A 23,252-nucleotide genomic window follows, 5' to 3' on the forward strand; every position below is an offset into this window, starting at 1 on the left:
CATTACTTTATAGTGGGAGGAGTATATGAGCACATGTGGCAGGCCCATATCAGTGCGGCTTCCTGGAAGCTTGGGGGTGCAGTACGATGAAGAATTATTTATACAATATATCTGGGGGTAACCCGCGTAGTCTGCTTCCTTCGGTAATTGCAGCGATTCTGGACGGGATTGTGAAGATCGTTCCTGCGGCGCTGCTTGTAGACATATTCAATACGGTCTATAAATCTTTCGCTGATCCGGACAAAGGACTGGATATCAACCGAATGTGGATTGTATGCTGCATTCTGTTTGCCTGGCTTCTGGTGGAGTATGGGGCTTACGCTTCACTCTATGATAAAACCTATCGGGAAGCATACAGCCTCGCGGCCTCAGGAAGGTTGAAGCTAGCAGAACATATTCGCCATCTGTCGTTAGGATTTTTCGGAAAACGTGATCCTGGCGATCTGACGAATCTGATCCTGAGTGATTATGGTCAGGTGGAGCATACGATCTCTCACAATCTGTCACAGCTGATCAGCGCGATTGTGCTTCCGGTACTTGCTTTTGCCGGACTTCTGTTGGTGGATTGGAGAATGGCCGTAGCCATGTTTATTGCGGTTCCCCTGGGTGTGGCGCTGTTATGGATCACGGATTCCATCCAGGCACGACTGAGTGAGAACCATGTTCGAGCCAAAAATGAAGCCGCCAGTCGGCTGCAGGAATACCTGAGCGGTATTCGTGAGATTAAGGCTCACAATATGGGGGGCAAACGTTTTGAACGGCTGCGTCGTTCTTTTGACGAATTGAAGTCGGCTTCCATTCGGTTGGAAGGTATCATGGGACCGATGATCATGGGTGCGATGTTGCTCGCACGATCAGGTATGACGTGGATGATTCTGGTGGGCAGCTATTTGCTTGCAGGCGGTGAGTTGTCGTTACCGGTATTTCTGTTATTTTTGCTGGTAGGTACGAAGGTATTTGAACCGTTGACGGTTGTACTGATGAGTTATGGGGAGATGCGGTACTCCGCATATAGTGCAAGGCGCATTATGGATGTGCAGCAGGAGGCCCCGATGGCAGGAAAGGGAGATGTACAGCCTAATCAGGCGATTTCGTTCGACCAGGTGACCTTTGGATATGATGATCAGCAGCCGGTGTTAAAAGACTTGTCGTTTACGATTGAGCCGCATACCATTACTGCGCTGGTTGGTCCATCCGGTAGTGGTAAGAGTACCGTCACGCGTCTCATTGCCCGCTTCTGGGACGTACAGCAAGGAACGATTCGCATTGGTGGCAGCCCCGTTGATCAGATGGACCCGGAGAAGCTGTTACAGGATATCTCTGTGGTCTTCCAGGACGTGTATCTGTTCCAGGATACGATCGGCAACAACATTCGTGTAGGAAAGAAAGACGCTACGCAATTCGAGATTGAGGAGGCAGCACGAAGAGCTTGTTGTCATGAGTTTATCTCCAGTCTGCCTCAAGGGTACGATACGCTGGTTGGCGAGGGTGGATCGACGTTATCTGGTGGGGAGAAGCAACGTATCTCCATTGCACGTGCTTTGTTGAAAAATGCATCGATCGTTTTGCTCGACGAAGCTACCGCTTCTCTTGATCCGGAGAACGAAGCCGCGGTGCAGCAAGCGATTAATGAATTGGTCGCAGATAAGACGGTTATTTTGATTGCACACCGATTAAAGACCATTCAGAATGCCGATCAGATTATCGTATTGGACCAAGGTCAGCTCGTAGAGCAGGGAACACATGCGCAATTGTTAGATTATTCAGGCATCTACGCTCGTTTGTGGCAATTACAACAGGATGCAGAAGGCTGGCAGGTAAAAGTAAACGGATAAAAGGAGAATGACAATGATGTTTAAACGAATTCCTGTATGGATTGCACTATGCTGTATGCTCACCTTGGCGGCCTGTGGAACGACCGAGACCATCAATGAAGTGGCGAGCTCCTCAGAGGGAACCGCACAAGCGACGACCAAAGTGATTACCAATCCGAATGGAGAAGAGATTACAATTCCCCTGAGCCCAGAGCGCATTGTCGATCTATCCGGCTCGACAGAAGAGCTATTGATCCTTGGCAAAACGCCTGTAGCGACGATGAGCGCTGACTATGGCAATCCGGAGGAGATCACGCCAACCATTAAGGATCAACTGAGTGCAGATACCGTTAATTTGGGCTGGTATGGTTTCCCGTTCAGCATTGAAGCTATAGCGGGTGCCAATCCGGATCTGATTATTCTGGGAAAGGATTTTAACACGGATCAGTATGAAACTTTATCTAAAATTGCACCTACAATTGCATTGCCTTACTCTTACTATGATTGGAGAGAACGCCTGACATTCTTGGCAGATACGTTTGGAGAAAAAAGCAAGAAAGATGAATATCTGACCAAATATGATGCGAAATCTGCAGAGTGGAAACAAACGCTTGAGGCGGCTGTACATGGTGAATCCTTTGCCGTGATCGAAACCTATCCAAACAATCTGGTCATTTATTCGAATAAAGGTGCAGCTGAGATTTTATATGGTGAATGGGGCCTGAAGCGCACAGAGGGTATCCCTGATCCAGAGGGCTGGGGTGGTAAACAGATCGCACTGGAGGCTCTGGCTACCGTTAATCCGGATCGTCTGCTGTTGATGGAGAATAGCGAGAATAAGATGGTCGATAGCAAGGTGTGGAATAACATGAACGCAGTGAAGAATGAAAAGATTTATAAAATCTCTAATGTCGTTAATTACAATTATTCGTACACAGCGATGGGGAGAATGGAGCTTATGGACCGTTTGGGTACGATGATTCTGGAAGGACAGAAGTAGTCGTTGGATTAGAGCAATTCATAATGGATTAACTTTAACTTTTAACAGAATCTAGTGGCGGTCTATGTGTAATTTTGTGATTCGTTCGAAATTATGTAACTTGAGTGGTTCTGGCTGCGTTTAGACATTGGGGTGATCTGATGTTGGTGAACGCGGTTCAACGGTACATGGTATTAGGACTTATATTTATAGGGATAAGCTTGACGGCATATCTCGTTCTTGAAAGGGTTGAAGGTTACCATATTACAACGACAGAGTATTACGGCTTACGCAATGCAGGGGGAATAATATATATTCTTTCGCTTATCCTGGGATTCGGTCACTATTTACTCGCTTTTTATGTTGTTATTTTAAGTCCGATCACATGGCTGCTGCGGAAATATGTATGCTTTCCTATGGTGAGAACTTTCATCTATATGATTGGGTTTGGGTGGGGCGGGCTATGGGTTTTTGATCTCATGTACAGTCCATATTTCGTGAATGGATACCATCTGAATCGAATGACATCGATATGGATATTTGCCATCGCCGGTGTAGTCTATGCCATTGTGGAGAATAAGATATGGCGAAGAGGGCAGATGCAGAACGAACAGAAGGCTACTTAACAACTGTTGAGTAGCCTTTTTGGCTTTGGTTTACATAATTATTATGGTGTTTTCATTGGATACTCAGAAGCTAAATACAATATTAGAAAGGAATATGTAAGAGTAAGTAGTGAACATGAACAGCGGTTAAGTTAATTCGATAGTTTGTTATATAATTCACAAAGGATGCAATTAAAATGAAATAGGATTTTTATCGTAAAAAGGTAAAATTTTCTGTTATACTATTTGAATTGTGTACATAAAGTTAGATATTTTAATGAAGGGAGTTCATGAAGTAAATTAGCCGTTTAGTTTAAAATTGTAGTTTGGAGGAAAGCATTTTGTATAAAGCAGGTTTTTGGATTAGATTAGGAGCAAGTGTGTTGGATAGTCTTATTATTTCAATTCCGTTAGTGATTATTGCAGGTGTGCTTACGGGTAACTTTGATGCGGATGAGCCGATTGCCAAACTACTTAGTGCGTTATACTCAATTTTATTACCAGTGTACTGGTATGGTCGAACCATAGGCAAACGTATATGTGGAATTCGAATCCGTAAGTACGATACACACGAACCGCCAAAAATTGGTACGATGCTGATGCGAGTTGTTGTAGCTGGACTTGTGTACGTATTAACTTTGGGTATCGGAGTTATAGTGAGTGCTTTTATGGTCGGTATGCGTGAAGATCGACGTGCGATTCATGACTTTATAGCAGGAACAGAAGTAGTTTGGGATTAACTTGAAGATTATAAAGAATGAGCTGTACAGGGGTAAAAATCCTGTACAGCTTTTTTAATCATTAGTACTGTTTCACAAAACTCGTATTTTGTACATATGTCTCCGTGTCTGAGGACAAGAACATTGTTCCTTAAATGTACATTGACACAAAGTTCCCTACCAAAATGACACAAAGTACCCTACTTTAATGCATTTATGCCCTTTGTCTTTAATTAACGGAGCAAATTTGGAACTTGGTAGGCAACTTTATGATGTCATTCTCCAGTCTGGTAGGCAACTTTATGTCATTCTCCAGCCTAGTAGGCAACTTTATGTGTCATTCTCCAGTCTGGTAGGTAACTTTATGTCAATTTTCCAGCCTGGTAGGCAACTTTATGTCACTCCCTCCGGATTATTTATCCATGTTGTTTACAGCGCTTCTCATCTGATCATCTGTTAAGTGCGTATAAATCATTGTAGTTTGTATTGAAGAATGTCCTAATTGATTCTTTAATTTTGGGACATCATTATTCTCAATATGATAACGTGTGGCAAATGAATGCCTCAAAGAATGAACCGTCAAAGCCGGCTTTCCAAAGGCTGTTGCATATTTCTCAACAAGTTTTTCTATAGAACGTTGTGTTAAACGTCTATTTTTACCTTTGCGTCCTACAGGTGCTGCGATAAACAAAAATCTTTCGTTTTTTTCTGGGGTATATCTTGTTTCCCTCATCTGCAGGTAATTCTCGATATCTAGAGATGCTTGGCTGCTAAAGTAAACATATTGCTCTTTCCCCCCTTTTCGGACTACTCTTACACAGGATTTCGTCAGATCTAAATCCTCAAGATTGATTCCGGAAACTTCTGATAATCTAAGTCCTGATCCTAAGATCAATGAAATTATTGCCGTATCTCGTTCACGATTAAACTGATGGAAATGAATGATACGTTTGTTTGTTTTGTTTAATTCGCCATAATCGTATGCTACAAACACTCTAAAAGCTTCAAAATCATTTTCTCTCAGTATTTTCCCTTCCATACGATTCGCGATCGTTTCCTGACTTTCTTTTACTGCATTCAAGTCCATTTTAGCCATAACATTTCTTTGTATATAAGGCTTTAAATCAATTGTTTCGGCTTTATTCTGTAAGTAATCAAATAAGGACTTAAGAGAAGAAAGCTTACGGTTTATTGTTAGTTTATTATTCCCAAGTTGATACTCCAAAAAAGATAAAAAGCTTTCTGTTACACGTATCGTTAATGTTTCTAGCGTGGATAATTCAATTTCTGTTCTTTTTTGAACTGTGGTAAAGTTCTCTGTAATCAGCCAATCAAAAAAGATTATATAATCGTGGCAGTAATTAAGAAGTGTTGAGGCAGAAAGCTTACGCTTCTTACTGTCAATAAATTCAGTAACATACCAAGGTAATTCACTTAACTTATCGTCAATTCGACCCATAAGGTGTAATTTAGCTTGTTTATCCAAAAACAACCACCCCCAAATGAATATAACTTCTAAGTAATTATTCGTCAAATTATTATTTTACGTAATTAAGAGGAATATTCGTTTATAATCATCCGTCGATCGCGATCCCTTCCCTTCTGCATTTTAATTTCTAGAAGGTTTACTTAAAGTTTGGAAGGATTTACTCCGTTGGAGTTCGAAAATGCCTCCGGTGGAAGATAACCGAAGGCATTCTGATTTTCCTTCTAGTTTGAATACAACACTTGGCGCACTATACCACACTCTTGCACTTGTAGCTGAATCAATCCTTTTATATTTTATTTACTGCAAAAGGGAACTCAGAATCGATAATATTTAAATGATCAACACACGAAACTTCTACATTTTGATAAATTGCAGATAAAAAGTCTGCTTGAAATTGATATTCACCATACAAGTTCCATAATTTAATCCCTACTTCATTGAATTTATCCTGTAGAAACACTAAGAATTGGAATACAATTACAGTATTATCGTCAATCTTGTTATTTGAAGCAATTTCTTGAAAAGCTCTTGAAACAAAGCCACAGAGCAAATCGGCTGCCTGGATGAGTATTTCTTCTTTAGAATTCAGTAAAGTTAAAGAATCTATATGTGGGAAATTTGTTAAAAAAGGCTTACTCTCAGTTCCTAAGATAGACGGTACGGCTTTGTGCAAAAATATTGATCTCAAATCATTGAAAACATCATCATAATTTCTTAAATTATCATGATATACAGATACATTTGACTTTATTATAGCTGAAAAGAATTCAATATTTTTCAATAGCTCTACTAACATTGTGCTTGTAAGAGCAATATGTCTCATTCTAGTACCGTTGTTTGTTAAAACTTCAAATTCTTTAATCATCTCAGATAAATTTTTTTCAGATAAGTTTTTTAATGTATTAGCAACTTTTTCTTGGTTTTGGTCTTGAAAAATTTGAATAAGTTGCTCATTAATCTTTTTCATTAGATCTACTGTGATAGTACCTTTTCTAATTAACGTTGAGAAATTTTGCATGACTTCATCATCTTGAAATATACATACTGCAAGAGCTTTTTTTAGTTCTACAGTTTGGCTTAAATAATTGTTCACATTTGGATTGTAATCACAATCAAAAAAAGTTTCCACTAACTTTGCGGATATCATAAATTTTTTATCTGTTACACCAAAAAACGGGAGAAATCCGAAATCGTTAACTAACTTTTCGAAAAGTTTGTAGAAGCGATAAGTTCCACTTTTGCCTTTCAGAAAACTTTTTGCCTTTAGTTCTGAACCTTGTATTGAGGCAAGAATGTCATTCAAATAATTTACAGCCTCTTCTTTTTTATCATCAGGTACAAGCCAACCCCCATACACAAAGTATGGTTGTGTTTTATCGTCCCAATTAGTTCCGGTATTTCCGCTCTCATCAATGTAAAACGAAGCGTTCATTGTCATCCCTCATTTATTATTCTAAATAGTGTAGAATATATTTTTTGTTACATAGAGCATAATTTAGAGATTAACAAAATCTCTAAAATCGCCCAAATGGACACTATGTTTTAGACCAATATATGGCAGCGATGTTAGAAGAATCCGATTAAAGTCTCTCATTGAAATGAGTCTGGCGGATTGGCTTCGTCTCGAAGGACATACGTTAGGTGAGATTAATGATTGGTTAAGTCGTGCGTAATAAAGATAAGCATATATTGGCGAACATAACAGACACAAGGCCTAGCCGGTCTGTTGACGAGCCTCGACAACCACCAAACTTAAAAAGGGAATAATCGTCAGTTAGCCTCGAAGCTCGATGGGACAGTTGGAGTATAAACCTTAACTGGTACCAGGATAATGTCCGTATTCCAATGAATGATTTTCACAAGCACCGGTTTGACTTAATTGAGAATCGTTCTTAATTTTCTTGAGATCCAAGGAAAAATCTCGGCAGTAGGCACAGAATTCTTGGGTAAGGAATGCTGATCAAGATGTAAATTCCAGAGTATAGTCCTCTATAAAGTCTTAACTATCTTTTTTATAACTTACTGCCAGAATTCTGCAGTGAGACCTTCAACAATGAACGTATTGATAGTTTAAATCAGACTATATTCATTTTAATCCTCTTACCACTTCTAGTCTCTTCATAACTTCCGAACGTGCTTGCTTATACTTCACTAAACCTTCTTTACCTTGCTCAGAGAGACCCCGTAACTCTTCTTCATGCTCCCTAGCTAACACTTGATTTTCTAACCAACTCAGGATGGACTCTAGCCAGTCAATTGTTTTATTCCTGCCCATCTTCTCGAATGCATATTTGTCAGCTTCCAACTCGGCATAGTAGACTTCATCACGAGCCATTGCCTCAGCACGACCCTCACCAGTATAATCTTTCAGATGATTCAACTTGATGTGACCCAATTCGTGATAAAAAGTGCAGAGTAGATGGACCTTATCTTTTTTTATATCATTAAGTACAATAAATGATTTGTTAACAAACTGATCATCACCTATGATTTCTCCGTTAAATCTGAACTTATCCATTGCAAACGCATTTCCGAATTCTGGGGCATACATCACAACGATATCATCGTACCAAAAATATTTATAGGGACGATGATGTCCATCTGCAAATTTTACAATCATTTCTTTATCAAAAAAAAAGATTGGTTCCACTTTGACACCCTCTTCAATTGATAGTTAAATTTACATTTAGTTGCTTGTGGTACTTAGCCGTGCCTATCAATAAATAATGTACGGAAAATATATCAGCAATAAGATAAGCAACCTTAAACAAGAGGCTTAGAAATAATTATATTTACTCCTTCTTGATCGGCATCAAAACTAACACCCAGAGCTTCCCATAGATCTAAAATAATTTTGGCTAGAGGTAATAAATCCCTCATACCTGTCCAGTCCGGATAACGAGTGTATAGGTACTCTAATTCATCGCTCAAACGAACAAGATAGGGAGTGAAATACTCCATTTGCATTTGATCCAGATATTTTTGGAGTTTGAGTCCATGAACTTGCCCTAATAGATTGCCTGTAATATTTAGCAACAGATTGGACTCTTCCTGTATTTTGATAAATACATTATAGGAGTTGCCGTCCATGAAATATTCATCAATCGTTTCTCCCATGGTCTTTACTATAGATTGGGAAAGGTATCGTACATCTTCGTTTCTTAGAGTTGAGGTTTCAGTGAATGAAGTAATAGCCAAACGATCTGCAATATATTCCATCCACATAATTTCTCCCAGCTTACAAGCAATGGTCAGAATGTCATCTCCACGAGTGACCTTAAATGACTTATAGGAATATGAACATGCGCTAACTCGTGATGAAGTGTATGTACTGCTATGTCTTTAGCTTCTTCATTGAATAGTGCCCAAAAAAGAATATCTGTTACGAAGATCGTATATTTCTGATGATTATTCTCAATGTAGCTGATAACCTTGGCTACAGCCGAACCAAATAAGGCCTCAGTGTACCCCTCTTGAATCGACTTTGACCGTTGGAATGAAATGAGATCCACTTTAAATGCACTTGTGTAAACAATTAATTCTAAACCCTTCATATCTAATCCTGATATAAGTTGAAGAACTAGTTTTTGAATAGATTTTGTTGCAGCATCTTTTTGTACTTGATCAATGTCCTGTATTCTAAGTTCAATTTCAAACATTTTCCCACCACTTTTCCTTGTTTAATTTTTCAAAAGGAGAGTTAATTCGAATATTTAAAGTTATAGGTCAGTTGTCACACTTAATTTTACAATATTCAATCTATGAATTACATTCCCAACTTTGAGCTTCCTTCTATTTTTGTTTCTCCCAGTTTGAGCACTCCATACCTCATAAAGTTCCACTGTACTGCACCCCTGTGTTTGTTTAGGCACTGCAATCATTTTTATACAGGTAAATCTACAAATCTATCATATGTCGCCTTACATCTAAATTGCGGCTGTCAGAAACAACACAATGACAAAGAACTGAATCCTTAATTAAAAAGGATAGTTTCTTTGTCATAGAAATTAGAGAAGCTTTACCTGTCTTTGCCAAGAAGTTGGCTTGATCCATTTTAGTTTCATTACATTGCATCTTAGGTGTTTTCAATTTAAAGGACGAAAGTCTCTATAATCATAATATAAGTATTCACCCGTGTATAACTTGGTTATCAAACGGTTTATAGAACTAATCAATCATCGGCCACTTAAATCCACGGACTTTCTGTTGACTCATGGAATTGAATACCCGGTAAGTTAGTTTAAACTTAAAGTTGAAACGGCAAATCCTCCCCTTCATTTTCCGTAGCTGTAGAATCATTTTTTTCTTCATCCGAACGTCCAAGCCTTTTCATTAACTCATCATACTGCAATTTTATTTTTCTGTTATCAGGGAACAACAGCATTTCATTAAGCAACCTCCCCTCTAACTTTTTATCTTCTGTCCAATATTCGTCCCATATTTTTTTAGAATCCTCTACTGATTCTTGAGGAAGACTATTTGATATTATTCTATTACTAACTTCCATTGCATTATAATTATGTATAATATCCGGTATTACACATATTATTTCATCTGTAACTCTTTCCAAGACAAGAGATTGCTTATTAGAATAATAAAGTTTATATGGATATACAACTTCAAATACTGAGTTAAAATCATTAATTCTTGATTCCCAAGCTGATTCTTCCCAAAGAATAATAAAAAACATAGCTGAGCCAAACCTAATCTTCACAAGACCATGTTTATGTGGGATTCGCAAAGCGTCTTTATTGGGACTAATATAATTTGACCTTGTATACGACAACCCATGAATCATTACTCTTGGATTATGAACAATATAAAGTGGTGTGTAATATGACCCGAATGACTGATTTTCTTCCCCCATGAGAGTAAGATCAACATGTAACCCACCAAATATCGAAACCTTCGGAATATTTTCTTGATCATTATACAGGATAAATTTTAGGTATCTTTGGTACCACGATAAATCCAATTTGTTTTTCCTTGCACTGTTATACGATACTTTTAGTAGCCATCTCACCAAAAAATTGTAATCATAATTAATTTTTAACTTGGAATCTCTTACAAATTTATCAAGAAAGTTTTCTCGAATAAATGGATTTCCATAATCATCAAGAGCTCTTAAAAGCACACCATTGCAATTAGCGCATACATCATGAACTACCATTCCTTTGCTATCCTTGTACTCTTTTTCATTATCAATCGTTATATCTTGTTCAGGGAATATCTTGAGAATCCTGTCTGGAATAACGTGTTCTCTTGTAAGTTTATCAAAATCCTCAAAACAAAACATGCATTGCATAAAGAAGCTCCCCTTTAAAATATAATTATTCAATTATCAGTTTCAATTGTTTCTCTGTCTATAATTCGTTTTGCTTCACGAGCATAAAATTCTGCAATACTTTTTAGAGTGACTGCAAACCGTTGAAATCCCGCATTTTCAGTATCTTCGGCTTTAAGCAGATACTCATCTGAAAGTTTGAGTTCAGGTTGTGCAGTCGGATCTATCCAATGTGCACCTCGCGAGTTAAGTATCCCAGATCTAAATCCCCTACGAATAGGATCTGCATCCTTATCATTCAATGCAGTCGCCACAGATTCATTTATCCATAGACCTCCTGCGGAGGGTGGAGAATGGACAAGAACGTGACCAACATTAATTAGTGCAACTTCCAAGTGTCCTGAGTCTGAACAAATCTTTGTGACTTGTTGAAGCCATTTTAAGAAAAACTCATCATCGAAATCTCCATTTTTGAGACTGCCCGGGGGGATTCGCCAACCGTGAAGCAATTTCCAAGCATTCGAAGCAGTTGATTGCGATTCTTCATTTGACTCGACTAATGATTCACTCTTTTTAGAACGATATATCTTACGGATAAGCTCACAAAAAAACTCAGGCTCTTCTGAAATATGATACTCCAGAAGTTTGGGAGCAACTTTATTACCGCCTCGATTCATTAAAGGTAAATAGCCCCATTCAATGTGATAAAGATCCTCGAACTTAATGTCTGGAGATTGATGCAGTACTTTAATAAGGCCTACGATCAGACTGGGTTTTATGACATAGCTTGGCTCAGATGAGGATAAACCTGCTTCCAATGCTTGCAAGCATTGTTTGAGATTCAAATTTTGCTTAAGTTGGCGTACTACGTTAAGACAATAAATTGCAGCAAAAGGCCTTCCATGCTCAATCAGTTTGTCTATTGCTAATGTTAGATCGCATTCTAGCTGATTGGGATTTACATCAGTTTTTGTCCAATATTCATGCTCGTTTTCCATTAACCACTTGGCAGCACGATCCCATGTCTCATTATTGAAAGGTAAATAACAAAGAAATTGATTAATTTTTTCTACACCCCAGTTTGCTTTGTACAGCTGGTCTACCCAAGACCAGCCGTTTCTAGCATATCGTGACCAGATATAACCCCTCATCAAAGATATATGATTTTCATCTTCAGATTCTAAATATCTTGAGAATAAAATTTCATTATTGCTTTCATCAGCTACCGCACCAAGACTTATACCTACGTAATAGGGAGATTGCACCCTATTTGAAAATTCAATTACCCTATAAATGTCGGTCATTTTTAAAATTTGTACTATTGCTTGTTGACGCTTCACTTCAAGTTGTTTGCTGTTTTCTTCCCAATTCTCCAGATCATCATATAAATCAGGATCATATTCACCGAATAGTCTTTGATGTAAGAGTATTGGATTTTTAGGAATCATATTTGTTGTAGCTTTCTCAAGAAGCTTTAACAGTTCATCATCTAAAGCCCATTCTGCTTCAGAAAAACTACGATGTTTTGAGATGAGATTCATAAGTTTATTCCATAGAAAAAAATTTTCTTCTTCAGGCTGTCCAATAACTTTCTCGGAGGACAATATTTCAAGTAGCAAATTAAATGAAGTACGTGGAAGTTCATCGATGTGATCAATAAGCTGATTTAACAAAATTGTGTTCTTACTAGCAAGAGAGATAGCCAGATCAGAATAAAATTCTACCTGTTCCCAATATTCACTTTGGGAAGTCTCTTCTCTCCATTGCTCAGGTATACTGTCACGCCACAACGGTTTGTGCGACCCCATTGAAGTCTGCTTCTGATTTGGAAGCAGACTGATTAGTAATTTCCATGCAACTTTGGGAAGCTCTTTGGTTAACGTTTTAACAGCAACTTTACGTTTTTGTATCGGTGCAACAGTCTGTGGAAGCCAAGGCAGTAAAATTGTTGTAAGTGAATTGGCTGGACGATTGGACCATGTTCCACCAGGGTCAAGGCTGGCTAGTTCACCAAGTATTACACATACTCTCACTAAATATTGTTCTTCCCAAGCTAAAGATTCAAGCGCCCACAACAATCCAGTCAAATAATTCCCACCTGTAACTCCACTATCCTCTTGTGAAAATAGTTCAACAAATGGGCAATATTCTGAGTGCAGTTCTTGTTCAACCGTAAACAAGAACTCTTCTGGAGCAGCCTCTGCTAAAACTGGTAGTATTTTATTCAAGCTCCCCCAAAGCTTCCAGTCTGCTCCCTCAAATATCCCGCGGATAGCATGTATGGTTACCATTTCAGGCAAACCCTCAGAACAATTAATTAAATCTTCTCCTCGGGTACCTAAGAGTGCTAAAGATTGGGCTAATCCATTTCTGATATATGAAGAGTATGTTAACTTTTTCCCATAAACTCCTGCTGCAAATCGTTCTTCTGAAGGAAGTTCAAAAGAAGGATCTGGTTCAGAGAGTACTGATATGATTAAACCTTTTAGATGGTTCAGATTCTGGTCAAAAATACGAGGACTTAGTATCGACCATAGATCAGTTCGATTTTTTGTTTTCCAAACCCCATTACTGAGTGAGAGAGGACTCTCATTTTGCAAAAGCATCTCTCTTGCTAGAAGTAGCCAATTTGGATGATCTTTCTCTAATAAACTATTTAAAATTCTCATGTCAGTTTCATTGTTTTCTTCCCACATCCCTATTAAGTTAATTAAAGCAAGTGTGGATGCTTCATTAAAATTAGACCAATCTGCTTTTCTATTTTCAGACTTTATCAATAGCTTGTCAGGTATATGAGATACATTTGAAAGTTGAAATAGTTCTTTTAAATCATCTGGAAGCTTTTCAAATGTAATGGTTCCAGCATTCTGATTCCATGTTTGTACAATATCTACAATGCGAGGCCAAACCCAATGCGGATATTGTTTATCAAATTGTGCGATATGTGAATGCAAAAGTGATAACACAATTCCCTCTTCTTCTCCGAGATCATAAGCTAAAACATAAAAATGATTTAAGAATGAATAAAAATCACCATCTGAAATATCGGTGTTATTATTGGCCAACTTCAAATGGTGTCTCAGAACATCTAATTTGATTTTGCTTTTAGACGGACTAAAGTTAGATTGTGTTACGTTCCTTTTAAACTCCTCTAAGTCTTTGGTGTGTTTTGCCTGATTTAATATCCATCGAACATTATGTGAATCAGTAGCATTTAATGGACCAGTAATAAGAACAATAACATCCTTTTCTTTGGAAAAGATATTGGAATTATTAAAATCGTTCCAGGCAGCTTGCATTACTTCTGAGAGCATACTGTCTCCATAGGTAATTCCAATTTTATGTTTAATCTGTGCAAGCATCTTAGCTTTTCTCTTGGAAATAGGTTCTTCAACAATAACAATTAAGTCATCAGTATTAAATCCATCAATTCTACCTTGAAGCTTTATTCCGATTACCGGCCATTGCGGTAAACAAGGTACTATTCCCCCAGTAAGCATCAATGTAACAAAAGAAGCTTGAACATGAGCCTCAAAGTGTACTCCTCCGCCCCCGGTTGAAAATGGATTGCTCAGTTGCTTATGTTTCATAAAGATCAATCCTTATCAAAAAATATTTCCCCTACATAGAGATCTGAATTAGATCATTTTAAAAACTTGTTTTTTTCTAAGCATTAGAATGGTTATATCTTTGATATTCCACTGGGTATCTAATTGTCACTCAAAACGCTCATTTTGATTCTGTTCTTGAGCTTGCTCCCAATTACGAATCCGATTAATTTCTTTTTTCAAAATTGGCTCTTTATTCTTAGCCCACTTTACAACAAATGGATTCTCGTATTTCATTAAGCTTTCTAATAAGGGAAGACGTTTTAACATTACATCGGCCAGTGAGTCTGACCAATGATTTGGATGAAAAACATGCATTAATTGTTCTAGAATAACGGTCGGTTCAAAATAATTATCTATCAAATACTTTGCTAATGATGTCCACTCTATTTGCTGCGATGGCGATGTGTTTTGATAAGCATCAATGATGGATGCCATTAATGGGTATCGCTCTGTTTTCTTTACATCACACCAATTGATTATCAGCTCATCAGATATCAAATTTAGTGGGTTAAGGTTTAATTGTCCGCTAAATATCTGAGCAATTCTATAATCCATTTCTTCTGTGTCCCTTACAAACACTTCTATAAACACAAGTGGTTGAACCTCTACCAAAGACAAAAAAACATGATCAAGATCAGAAAAAAACACATTATCTTCTGTTATTGAAGAATATAGCTTAGTAGCAATACGTTTAGCGTTACGGGTAGATTCCACATCCGTAAAACAGATCTTGATTATTTCAGACACAAAATGATGATTCTCAAATGAACGTTGAGAAAAATCATAATTTAAAACCAATTCTTGCCCTAAACTGACAATGTCTTGGTTTAAGCCCTTGTCATCTCTGGAAATTCGTATATAAAATAATTCTACGGCTACAGCTAATCCATCTTCTTTTGAACTTATAAGACGTATTAATTCGAAGAACTTTTCATTAAAGTCTATATCCTGAGTTCGTATTAGAGCTAAGCTTCCGAAAGACGAAATCGGTGCTTTTCCGAGTTGAAGAGACCTCTTCAGACGATCTAAACCATTAGGATCTATTACAACAGACTGAAGCGATGGGAAGACTTCTGAAAGCAATTCGTGATCAATTGCTTCATCCAAGATTTCTTCAGCGGAACTCTTATCAATTAAAGCAAGATAATATAAGAAGCCTTGTAAAAGAAGATACTGTCGGTTTGTGTAGTTAATTTCACTCAGCTTTCCTACCATGTGAGTCCAAAATTTCTTTGCATCACTGGTTTCTTGTGCCAACCCTTGTCCTAACTCATATATATTTCTGTTATAAGTACACATTAGATGTATTAACAAAGAGTCTAGGGTATCTTCATGGTTACAAAGTTTACGCCCGAGCTCGTTTAATAGATTACTAATCTTAGCATGTGCATTTTCAGCATCTTCTAAATCGACTATCTCATAGTAGTTTCCCAGTCCAGGTAGAGTTAACAACATTACTTCATCATATAATGAATTGGGTTCTAACAACGTGTTTAACGAGTCAAGTCGTGTTGAAACTTCATCGGACATTTTATCAGAATCATACCTTTTAGTTTTTTTTACCGCATACCAAGCTTCATGCCAGGTTTCTTTAGCCAAAATTTGTTTTACAGCAGATTCTAACACCTCATAGACTTTTGCTCTAGTCCAGAGCCCTCTAAATTTGTTACATAAAACTCTTTTTATCTTATTTCCAATTAGCTTATCCGATATAGCAGTTGACACAGCATATTCAATAAACGTTTCATACCAAGTTTGAATTTCTTCTTTGGATTTTGGATAGTACCCGTAATCTCGAACGAGAGCACCAAAGTTAAAGCTATTGATAGCTGAAAAATTTGAGGTTTCTAGTGATGCATCTAAGAGGTATATTCCAAGTTCAACTTCATTATCAAGATCTGATTCTATGAGGCAGGATATGATCTTAAGCCTTTGCTCAACAGAAGCGTGCGTTCCTGAAAGATAGATATAGAAAAGAGATTTTAGTGTAGTACGAATTGAATTGTTGTTTTCGTTAACAGTTTCTGTTAAAGCATAGTTACAGAGCAACCTAGTAGATCTTTCAAATAAATCGCTATCATATGCTAGGGATCTCAATAAATTTGTGTAATAATAGAAATCAGAATTTTCACGAGAGAAAAATATCGATTCATTCGCTTGATCATTAATTTCCTCCATCCGTGAAAGTACTAACTGGGGATGAAGAGGAGCTACATTTCGAAGGATATTAAGAGCATCCTTATTGAGCTTTCGAAAATCCTCTAATAGACCACCGCTTGAAAGCCAATCTTTAGCTATCTCTCGAGCTAATTGACTATTGTGGAGATATCCAAGCCTTCTTGAAAACGATTGTAATAATCTCGGATTAGCATGATCTTCGAATGTACTTCTAATCAATTGTTTAGGAAGATTCTCCAGCGCATTTTGAGCCAGTTTGTTTGCTATGGCATGTGGTAATACAGCTCTCCAAGAGCTTCGTTGCTGTACAAGATCTCTCCTCTTTAGTTCCGCTATGTTCTGATAGAGCTCTAATACACTCATTCCAGATAAATCGGCTAGTAAGGTGATTTCAATACTGTTTGGGCCAACAGTCTCAATACTGAACGAATATACAAGTGAACAGATTTCAGCTGCTTTGAGTAATTTTGAGTCGGGATCATTTCGTTGTATAAATAATCTATTAAATAATTCTGCATCCCTGAGATGAGAGATATTATCCCCTATGTTGATTGTTCTAGCTAATGCAATAGCAACACGTGCATTTCCACCAGAAATTTTAGATATCTGTCTAATACTTACGCTATTGATATGTTTAAATCTTTTACTAATTACTTTTTCAATTAGCTCAGTTGATGAAGGTTCTAATCGGAAAACCGCTGTTTGTTCAGGTTGATCATCTCTGACGTCGTACTCAATTGTGAGTAAACTTATGTAATTATCATTCGCATATAACTTAGTTAAATGATTATGAAGATCAGGAGGACAATTATCTACGATCAGTATTCCTCTTTTTCTAAGTGTTTTAAGTCTTGCAGCAAAAGATCTAGGGTCGGGAATGGGAGCATCACCTAGATCAGTATAAAAAGCCAAAGACTTGTTGAGAGCTTCTTCACCAATTCGTTTATCAAATAACGCTTGAACTAAGCGTGTTTTTCCTACTCCTGATAATCCGATTAGACGAACAGAAGAACCCGGTCGCCCTAATATTGTTCTCAATTCGTGAATACCTTGTAGCAGATCAGTACTCTCTGTAGAAACACTTGCAGAGTTAGACAGACGAAACGTACCATCGAGTAAATATTCTTCTTCTGTGCTCTCGGAATGGTTTGCCCAGTTACTGAACGCTTGCCATCCTTGTATTGGATGACCAATCTTGTCTCTAACCCATAGAACTATAGAAGGATGACTTCTCACCCAACTAGCAACCCGCTCACGATCATAAAAATCCACTTTCAATTGAGAAGCATTACTGTAATCCGATATGGCTTCCAGCATAGCTGATTTTCTACTTTTTAATGAAGAGTCTGAAATTGATCCCTGGCTACTGATTATTATGTAAGCACCGTTATTATCGGCCAAATCTTTTATCACTTGTCTTAGTAACTTGTTAGGACGCATTTCTAGTAGAATCTCACTCCGAGGCATATCAGGTTTCTTCACTTGAAATGCTGTATGTTGTCTGGGAATAAAGCCATCATTCATTAGTAAAGAATTTGCCTCAACGCGTACATCTATTCCACCATCTTTGGCATTTTGATTACCTCCCCAGGTCACACCTGAGGTCTGGAGTTGCATTGATGATAAGTCAGCTTCACAAAGTAGTCCAATTAAGGATCTCAAATCAGAATCATTAAGTTGAGCGATCTCATCACCCGTTATTTCAAGCATAATCATGCCCCCTATTTGTTGCTAACTTTCTATTGTAATTAGAATATCGTCCAAAATAGAAATCAGATTGTTACGTTGCCCTACTTTCTTATAAACAATAATTTCAGTGAATTCTTCGAAGAGGTTTTTTGAATATGTTATAGCTGTTACTATAAATATGGATATAGTTAAAACACCGAAGAATATAGCAAATTGCCCCTCGGTAGATTGATAGATATTCATTCCATAAATATGTTTCAGAAGATAATTTAAGTTTGGTGCAAGAACTGCTATTAATATACTTGGTGCAATAAGTGCCGGCATTTTGTCTTTACTATTGTCTGTCTTATATGAGTCCATCAAACGTTCAATTTTCCATTTTGAATAGAGGTTATGCTCTATTAGATATTCTGTAATAAGGTGAACCTGAACTTCATGAAAACCGTCGATCCACTTACCTTTTTCTGTTTTAACAGAAAACTCTCTATTAAGTATAATCCGAGATTTATTATTAAACTGTTTATGTATACAAACAAATAACACAAAGAAAACAGTCGCAGATATGATCGTAATCAAAGTCCAATTCTCGGTTAATAACAGTATTAGTAAAAAAATTGAGATTGGCACGGTTAAAATACATGTGATCATATATCCCCAAAATAAAAATGGCATATTCTTGTAAATAAGCACACGTGCCCTTACTTTATTCGAGTAATAATCAAGTAATCTGTTTTTCATTTGATCCTCTATTTCTTTAAATTTTTTAAATTATCGATTGTTTTGAGTATGTCATACACAAAACTCTCAACTATTTTAATTTCTTCAATGTCTCTCTTTACGAGAAGCTCGTTGATTCGATCTAGAACTTCCTGTACTTCTTTGTTTGACAGATTAATATCATAATTACGGAATAATTCTTCTGGCGTGATATCTAAAGCTTCTATTAGTTTCTGCAGGGTCTCCAAAGAAATGTTTCTCTCCCCTTTTTCAATCCCACCAATATAAGGCTGTGGGAGATCTACTTGTTCTCCTAAATTAGCTTGAGTCAATCCCTTTGATTTTCTTAAAGATTTTATTCGTGCGCCTACAAAAGCATTAATTTTTATCATAAGTACAATCACCTCTCACTTAAGAGTAGGTGTACTTATGCATGAAATAAATATACTCAAACTATATATTACCATTGTCATTTATATAATTTAAGATATATATTTACTAAGAAATACTAAACATTCTATGGGAGTGAATCTAATGAGACAATTACCTCATCAAATAGTTATAGAAAATGTAGTACAAACAAAAATGAGGGGGAAAATCACTTATCAAAGCTCGTTTCCAACCTCCATTGCTATGAATCTAACTTATGTTAAGCCATTCAACGACCCCTCCGGAAAAGGATATCAACGGCCAGTAGATCCAAAGCGTGTTGATGAATTTGCATTATATCTTTCCAGAGGCGAAAACGCATTATTCACACCAATTTTATTGAATGCAGCTGGTATGTGGGAGTTTACAGCTTATGATTCTACTAGACCAATGTTCGGTAGGTTATTTTGCAAGAGTAAAGCATCATTAATGGATGGACAGCATCGACTAGGAGGGATTAAACGTTATATCGAAGAAACTCAATCAGAACTTAATATTCCTTTCATGGCATTTCATTTTTTAGATGACGATGAAGAAATTCAACTCTTCGATATTATTAATACAAAAGCAAAAGGAATTGGAACCTCTTTAAGCAAATTCCTGAAAAGAGAATCGGATGAAATAAGTTGGCAAGCTACTGAGCTATTAATATTAAAAGACAGTCCTTTCTATCACATTGGTAGCATCACGGGTAAACGTAGTAAAGGAAGGCATATTACTCTTCAGAATCTTTATCGCATGTTAAAATACTTTTTTAAAGACACTGAGACTACAAATTTATCAAAACATGAAAAGGTGGATCTTGTACTTGGATTTTTCAATATAATGCGTCAAGAATATCCTCATGAATGGATGAACTATAAAGAATACAAACTTACTCACATTGTATGTTTGGATGCGTTAGCAATGGCTGCATCCAAAGCGTTGTCTAACTGTAAGAAAGAAAACTCAACACAAATAGACCATCAAAAGTTTATCAAGTCAGTAAAGCGCCTGAAAAAGATTGACTGGTCTGTTAGTGGGCCTTTCAAATATTTAAAAGGTATCTCTAGTTCAAAAACATTAGCTTCGGAGTTAATTGAAATTATGGAATTAGAGAACTAATCCTAAATGTGGCTTCTATCTCTATTTAACGCAAGTTGCATAGGATGAAATGATTCTTCGTTGGATGTTCTTCTCTTTGATCTTATTGTAGGATAAGGGCATATGAATTCATTTTCAGAAAAAAAATGGTTAAGGTTGTTTTGGTCCCAGAACTTCTGGACTTTATTGGAGAGCTTGCCTGGAAAAGAAAAGGCCAATATAGTATCCTTCAGAGTTAAATCTTTATTCTCAATTATCTTACCAACTGAGTCGGTAAGGTACAATTTGAAAAGATGTAAAAATAAATAACTATAGATGTGTGAAATTAACCAACTGATATATGAGTAATTGCTTTTTTTTGTAGGAAATTTAGCTAAATAAGAATTCATAATGTCGAATATGGGGTCTTCGTCTAAATAACCCAAAAATGAAACATTCTCTGAACAAAAACTGGTCCGGCTATAAGGGATTGCGTCTACATCATAAAAATGTACAATCTTCATTATCTTTTGTTTCCACTTAACATATGCAGATGCATAAGGGCAGATTGGAATATCCATTCCTTCCTTTGTTTTTATAACGGAGGTATAACGTTTAATACAACTTTTATGCTTTTTCAAAATAGTTCTTCTTAAATGTTTCGCAATTGAACTAAACATTGAATTTCTTATAATTTGAAATTCGCTCATAACAATGTTTTGATGATTTGAAAAAAAAGTGATATGGTTTTTTGCTGTGTTAATGTTTTCGAATTCTCTGTTTCTTTTTCTAATGTATTTCCCTTTTAAGTACGGAATGTTATTTATGCTTTTAAGATGATCTGAGGTCTCCACGCAATATTGATCGGGAGTTGTGTCCCTCTTAATATAATTTAAATAAAACTTTAATAATTGAGGTGTCTCATTAATTGAGGTGTGAGGGTATAGATATACTGAGCTCAGGTTACTTTTCTGCAGCTGATTTAGACTTAGCCATTGTATAGCAAGTTTATCTGACAAATCGTTACTTCTGTACGCCTTCCAATGTGTATTAAGGGATACGCCCCTGTTGAATTTTTTGTATTGATGACTACACATACACGTTAATGTTGATTCAAAATAAGTTTGATCTTTAAATAGTTCATATGGATATTTGGCTGAACAATTGGGACATTGATCATACAATGGTTTCTGATGAAAAGGACATTGTTGAAAAAGACCAAATTGATGCAATATACTATGATAACCGTCAATTAGGCATTCACAACAAAAAGTTAACGACTTTCTCCAATACCAATTTCCTGAGGACATTTCCCGCATTTCTCTCATTCCGCTATCATTCAAAAATCCAGATATGTTTTTAATTACGTCAGAATTATATTTTTTTAATGAGAATCCTAAGATGTTTATAAATCTATTATCATCAAAACTGGGCATTGAATACAAATTATGATTTCTTGCACCGACAATAGTCTTTTTTTTTATTGTCTCTGAAGTCCCAAACAAATGAAAATAGTCTCGTTTATTAAGTAAGTTAGTGAATTGAATTTTTTGAAAAATAGACCAGGGAGATTCAAACTCAGATATCCAATCTGTATTCCAAGTAATTGAACCATCTGGCTTTGATAAGTAAACCTTTAGTTCAGGAATCATTTTTAACCACCTTTTCAAATCGAACTGATATATCTAAATTAAGTCGTTGTACAGCTCATTTTCGATATAACCCGACTTACCTAATGAGTCTAACCAATGGCTAGACGTCAAATGGTCAACATTTTTACCTAAGACACCGTATTTTTTAAAAGCATATTCTATAGTAAGCGTTAAATATTGCATCGGTATCTCTAAAGGTTTAGTAATTCCTTTTTCTTTTCTAATATTGGATATAGTAGAAAATAACTCCTCTGTGGATGATTCTAAACGAAATCCTTGCTCATATGCATCCGGAAAGAAGAATCTTGTGTAGGACCACCCACTATTTGTAGGGTATTCAGATAAAGAGTCATAACCGACTAAACAGGTTTGCAGCTCATCTTTTGTTCTTACGCCTGAGAATTTGTATTCATGAACCATAAAGCGACCAACAATTTGTCCCATTTTTGAAGCAATAAAACCTGATCTAACATGCTTTAATTCTTCTTGGCCAACTAAGATAACTGTCATGCTAATTCCGAATTCTTTCAAATAATTATAAATATCCATTAAAATATTGTATTGAACTGGAACAAGACGCTGTGCATCATCAATAAATAGAATTAACCTTTTACTTCCTGAACTCTCGATTATCTCTTGAAGATATTTTTTTAATCTTTCGGCTTTCATGGTTTTTCTTCCTGAGAATGGGATTCCGTGTCCAAACTGTACCAATAATTCTTCATAGAAAGTGGTTTCATTAATTCTTGAATTTTGCTCACATTTAAATTTTAGAATAGGAAGCTTCTCACCAAAATCTATTGGTAGCTCCTTTGTTAGGTAGTCGATGGCCCAAGTCTTACCTAACCTAGCTCTGCCATAGGCTATTCCACCTGGTGCTCGGTTTTCAATCCATTGCTTAATATCTTTATACATTCTTCTCACTTCTTTAGTGCCTATAAAGTAAATTCCAGTTTCGATGGGATGAGTCTTTGGGGGTACATATGGCCTGTTTATATCTGAAACATCGATATTCATCAGAAAT

Annotated in this window: 17 protein-coding genes; 5 read left to right on the forward strand and 12 right to left on the reverse strand. The window is 36.6% G+C overall.

Annotated elements, in window-relative coordinates; all coding sequences use genetic code 11:
• The first annotated feature begins 86 nt into the window (after positions 1–86).
• The 4 genes from J7E78_RS21075 to J7E78_RS21090 all read left to right on the forward strand — a co-directional run bounded on the left by J7E78_RS21075 (position 87) and on the right by J7E78_RS21090 (position 4,138).
• Positions 87–1,835, forward strand: a complete 1,749-nt coding sequence (locus J7E78_RS21075) for an ABC transporter ATP-binding protein (protein WP_215078063.1) — start codon at positions 87–89, stop codon at positions 1,833–1,835.
• A gap of 13 nt (positions 1,836–1,848) precedes the next feature.
• Positions 1,849–2,814, forward strand: a complete 966-nt coding sequence (locus J7E78_RS21080) for an ABC transporter substrate-binding protein (protein ID WP_251035174.1) — start codon at positions 1,849–1,851, stop codon at positions 2,812–2,814.
• 458 nt (positions 2,815–3,272) lie between these two features.
• Positions 3,273–3,419: a hypothetical protein gene (locus J7E78_RS21085; protein WP_215078064.1), complete on the forward strand. Its 147-nt coding sequence runs from the start codon at positions 3,273–3,275 to the stop codon at positions 3,417–3,419.
• Positions 3,420–3,739: 320 nt separating this feature from the next.
• Positions 3,740–4,138 (forward strand): RDD family protein, encoded by a 399-nt coding sequence (locus J7E78_RS21090; RefSeq protein WP_215078065.1) that lies wholly within the window; start codon positions 3,740–3,742, stop codon positions 4,136–4,138.
• Between the two features lie 391 nt (positions 4,139–4,529).
• On the opposite strand, the gene xerS is transcribed toward J7E78_RS21090, so the two are convergent.
• The 10 genes from xerS to J7E78_RS21140 all read right to left on the reverse strand — a co-directional run bounded on the left by xerS (position 4,530) and on the right by J7E78_RS21140 (position 19,477).
• Complete coding sequence (xerS, locus tag J7E78_RS21095) at positions 4,530–5,603, reverse strand: tyrosine recombinase XerS (RefSeq protein WP_215078066.1); 1,074 nt, start codon at positions 5,601–5,603, stop codon at positions 4,530–4,532.
• Between the two features lie 289 nt (positions 5,604–5,892).
• The gene (locus J7E78_RS21100; protein ID WP_215078067.1) at positions 5,893–7,038 is read right to left on the reverse strand and encodes a DUF3800 domain-containing protein; all 1,146 of its coding nucleotides are present in this window, start codon (positions 7,036–7,038) and stop codon (positions 5,893–5,895) included.
• Between the two features lie 654 nt (positions 7,039–7,692).
• The gene (locus J7E78_RS21105) at positions 7,693–8,256 is read right to left on the reverse strand and encodes a hypothetical protein (RefSeq protein WP_215078068.1); all 564 of its coding nucleotides are present in this window, start codon (positions 8,254–8,256) and stop codon (positions 7,693–7,695) included.
• A 113-nt stretch (positions 8,257–8,369) separates the two neighbouring features.
• Positions 8,370–8,825, reverse strand: coding sequence for a hypothetical protein (locus J7E78_RS21110; RefSeq protein WP_215078069.1), 456 nt, complete (start codon positions 8,823–8,825; stop codon positions 8,370–8,372).
• A gap of 32 nt (positions 8,826–8,857) precedes the next feature.
• The gene (locus J7E78_RS21115) at positions 8,858–9,265 is read right to left on the reverse strand and encodes a hypothetical protein (protein WP_215078070.1); all 408 of its coding nucleotides are present in this window, start codon (positions 9,263–9,265) and stop codon (positions 8,858–8,860) included.
• 587 nt (positions 9,266–9,852) lie between these two features.
• Positions 9,853–10,911 (reverse strand): hypothetical protein, encoded by a 1,059-nt coding sequence (locus tag J7E78_RS21120; RefSeq protein ID WP_215078071.1) that lies wholly within the window; start codon positions 10,909–10,911, stop codon positions 9,853–9,855.
• Positions 10,912–10,940: 29 nt separating this feature from the next.
• Positions 10,941–14,480, reverse strand: a complete 3,540-nt coding sequence (locus J7E78_RS21125; protein WP_215078072.1) for a hypothetical protein — start codon at positions 14,478–14,480, stop codon at positions 10,941–10,943.
• A gap of 126 nt (positions 14,481–14,606) precedes the next feature.
• The gene (locus J7E78_RS21130) at positions 14,607–18,389 is read right to left on the reverse strand and encodes a hypothetical protein (RefSeq protein WP_215078073.1); all 3,783 of its coding nucleotides are present in this window, start codon (positions 18,387–18,389) and stop codon (positions 14,607–14,609) included.
• Positions 18,390–18,410: 21 nt separating this feature from the next.
• The gene (locus J7E78_RS21135) at positions 18,411–19,106 is read right to left on the reverse strand and encodes a hypothetical protein (protein WP_215078074.1); all 696 of its coding nucleotides are present in this window, start codon (positions 19,104–19,106) and stop codon (positions 18,411–18,413) included.
• Between the two features lie 8 nt (positions 19,107–19,114).
• A complete protein-coding gene (locus tag J7E78_RS21140) occupies positions 19,115–19,477 on the reverse strand; it encodes a helix-turn-helix domain-containing protein (RefSeq protein WP_215078075.1) in 363 nt (120 codons plus the stop codon).
• Between the two features lie 142 nt (positions 19,478–19,619).
• Between J7E78_RS21140 and J7E78_RS21145 the strand changes: the two genes are divergently transcribed.
• Positions 19,620–20,618 (forward strand): DGQHR domain-containing protein, encoded by a 999-nt coding sequence (locus J7E78_RS21145; protein WP_215078076.1) that lies wholly within the window; start codon positions 19,620–19,622, stop codon positions 20,616–20,618.
• 2 nt (positions 20,619–20,620) lie between these two features.
• On the opposite strand, the gene J7E78_RS21150 is transcribed toward J7E78_RS21145, so the two are convergent.
• Positions 20,621–22,228 (reverse strand): hypothetical protein, encoded by a 1,608-nt coding sequence (locus J7E78_RS21150; protein WP_215078077.1) that lies wholly within the window; start codon positions 22,226–22,228, stop codon positions 20,621–20,623.
• Positions 22,229–22,261: 33 nt separating this feature from the next.
• On the reverse strand, positions 22,262–23,245 hold the full coding sequence (locus J7E78_RS21155) for an ATP-binding protein (protein WP_215078078.1): 984 nt from the start codon (positions 23,243–23,245) through the stop codon (positions 22,262–22,264).
• Positions 23,246–23,252: the final 7 nt, after the last annotated feature.

The organism is Paenibacillus polymyxa (genome assembly GCF_018614975.1).
GTDB classification, from domain to species: Bacteria; Bacillota; Bacilli; order Paenibacillales; family Paenibacillaceae; genus Paenibacillus; species Paenibacillus polymyxa_E.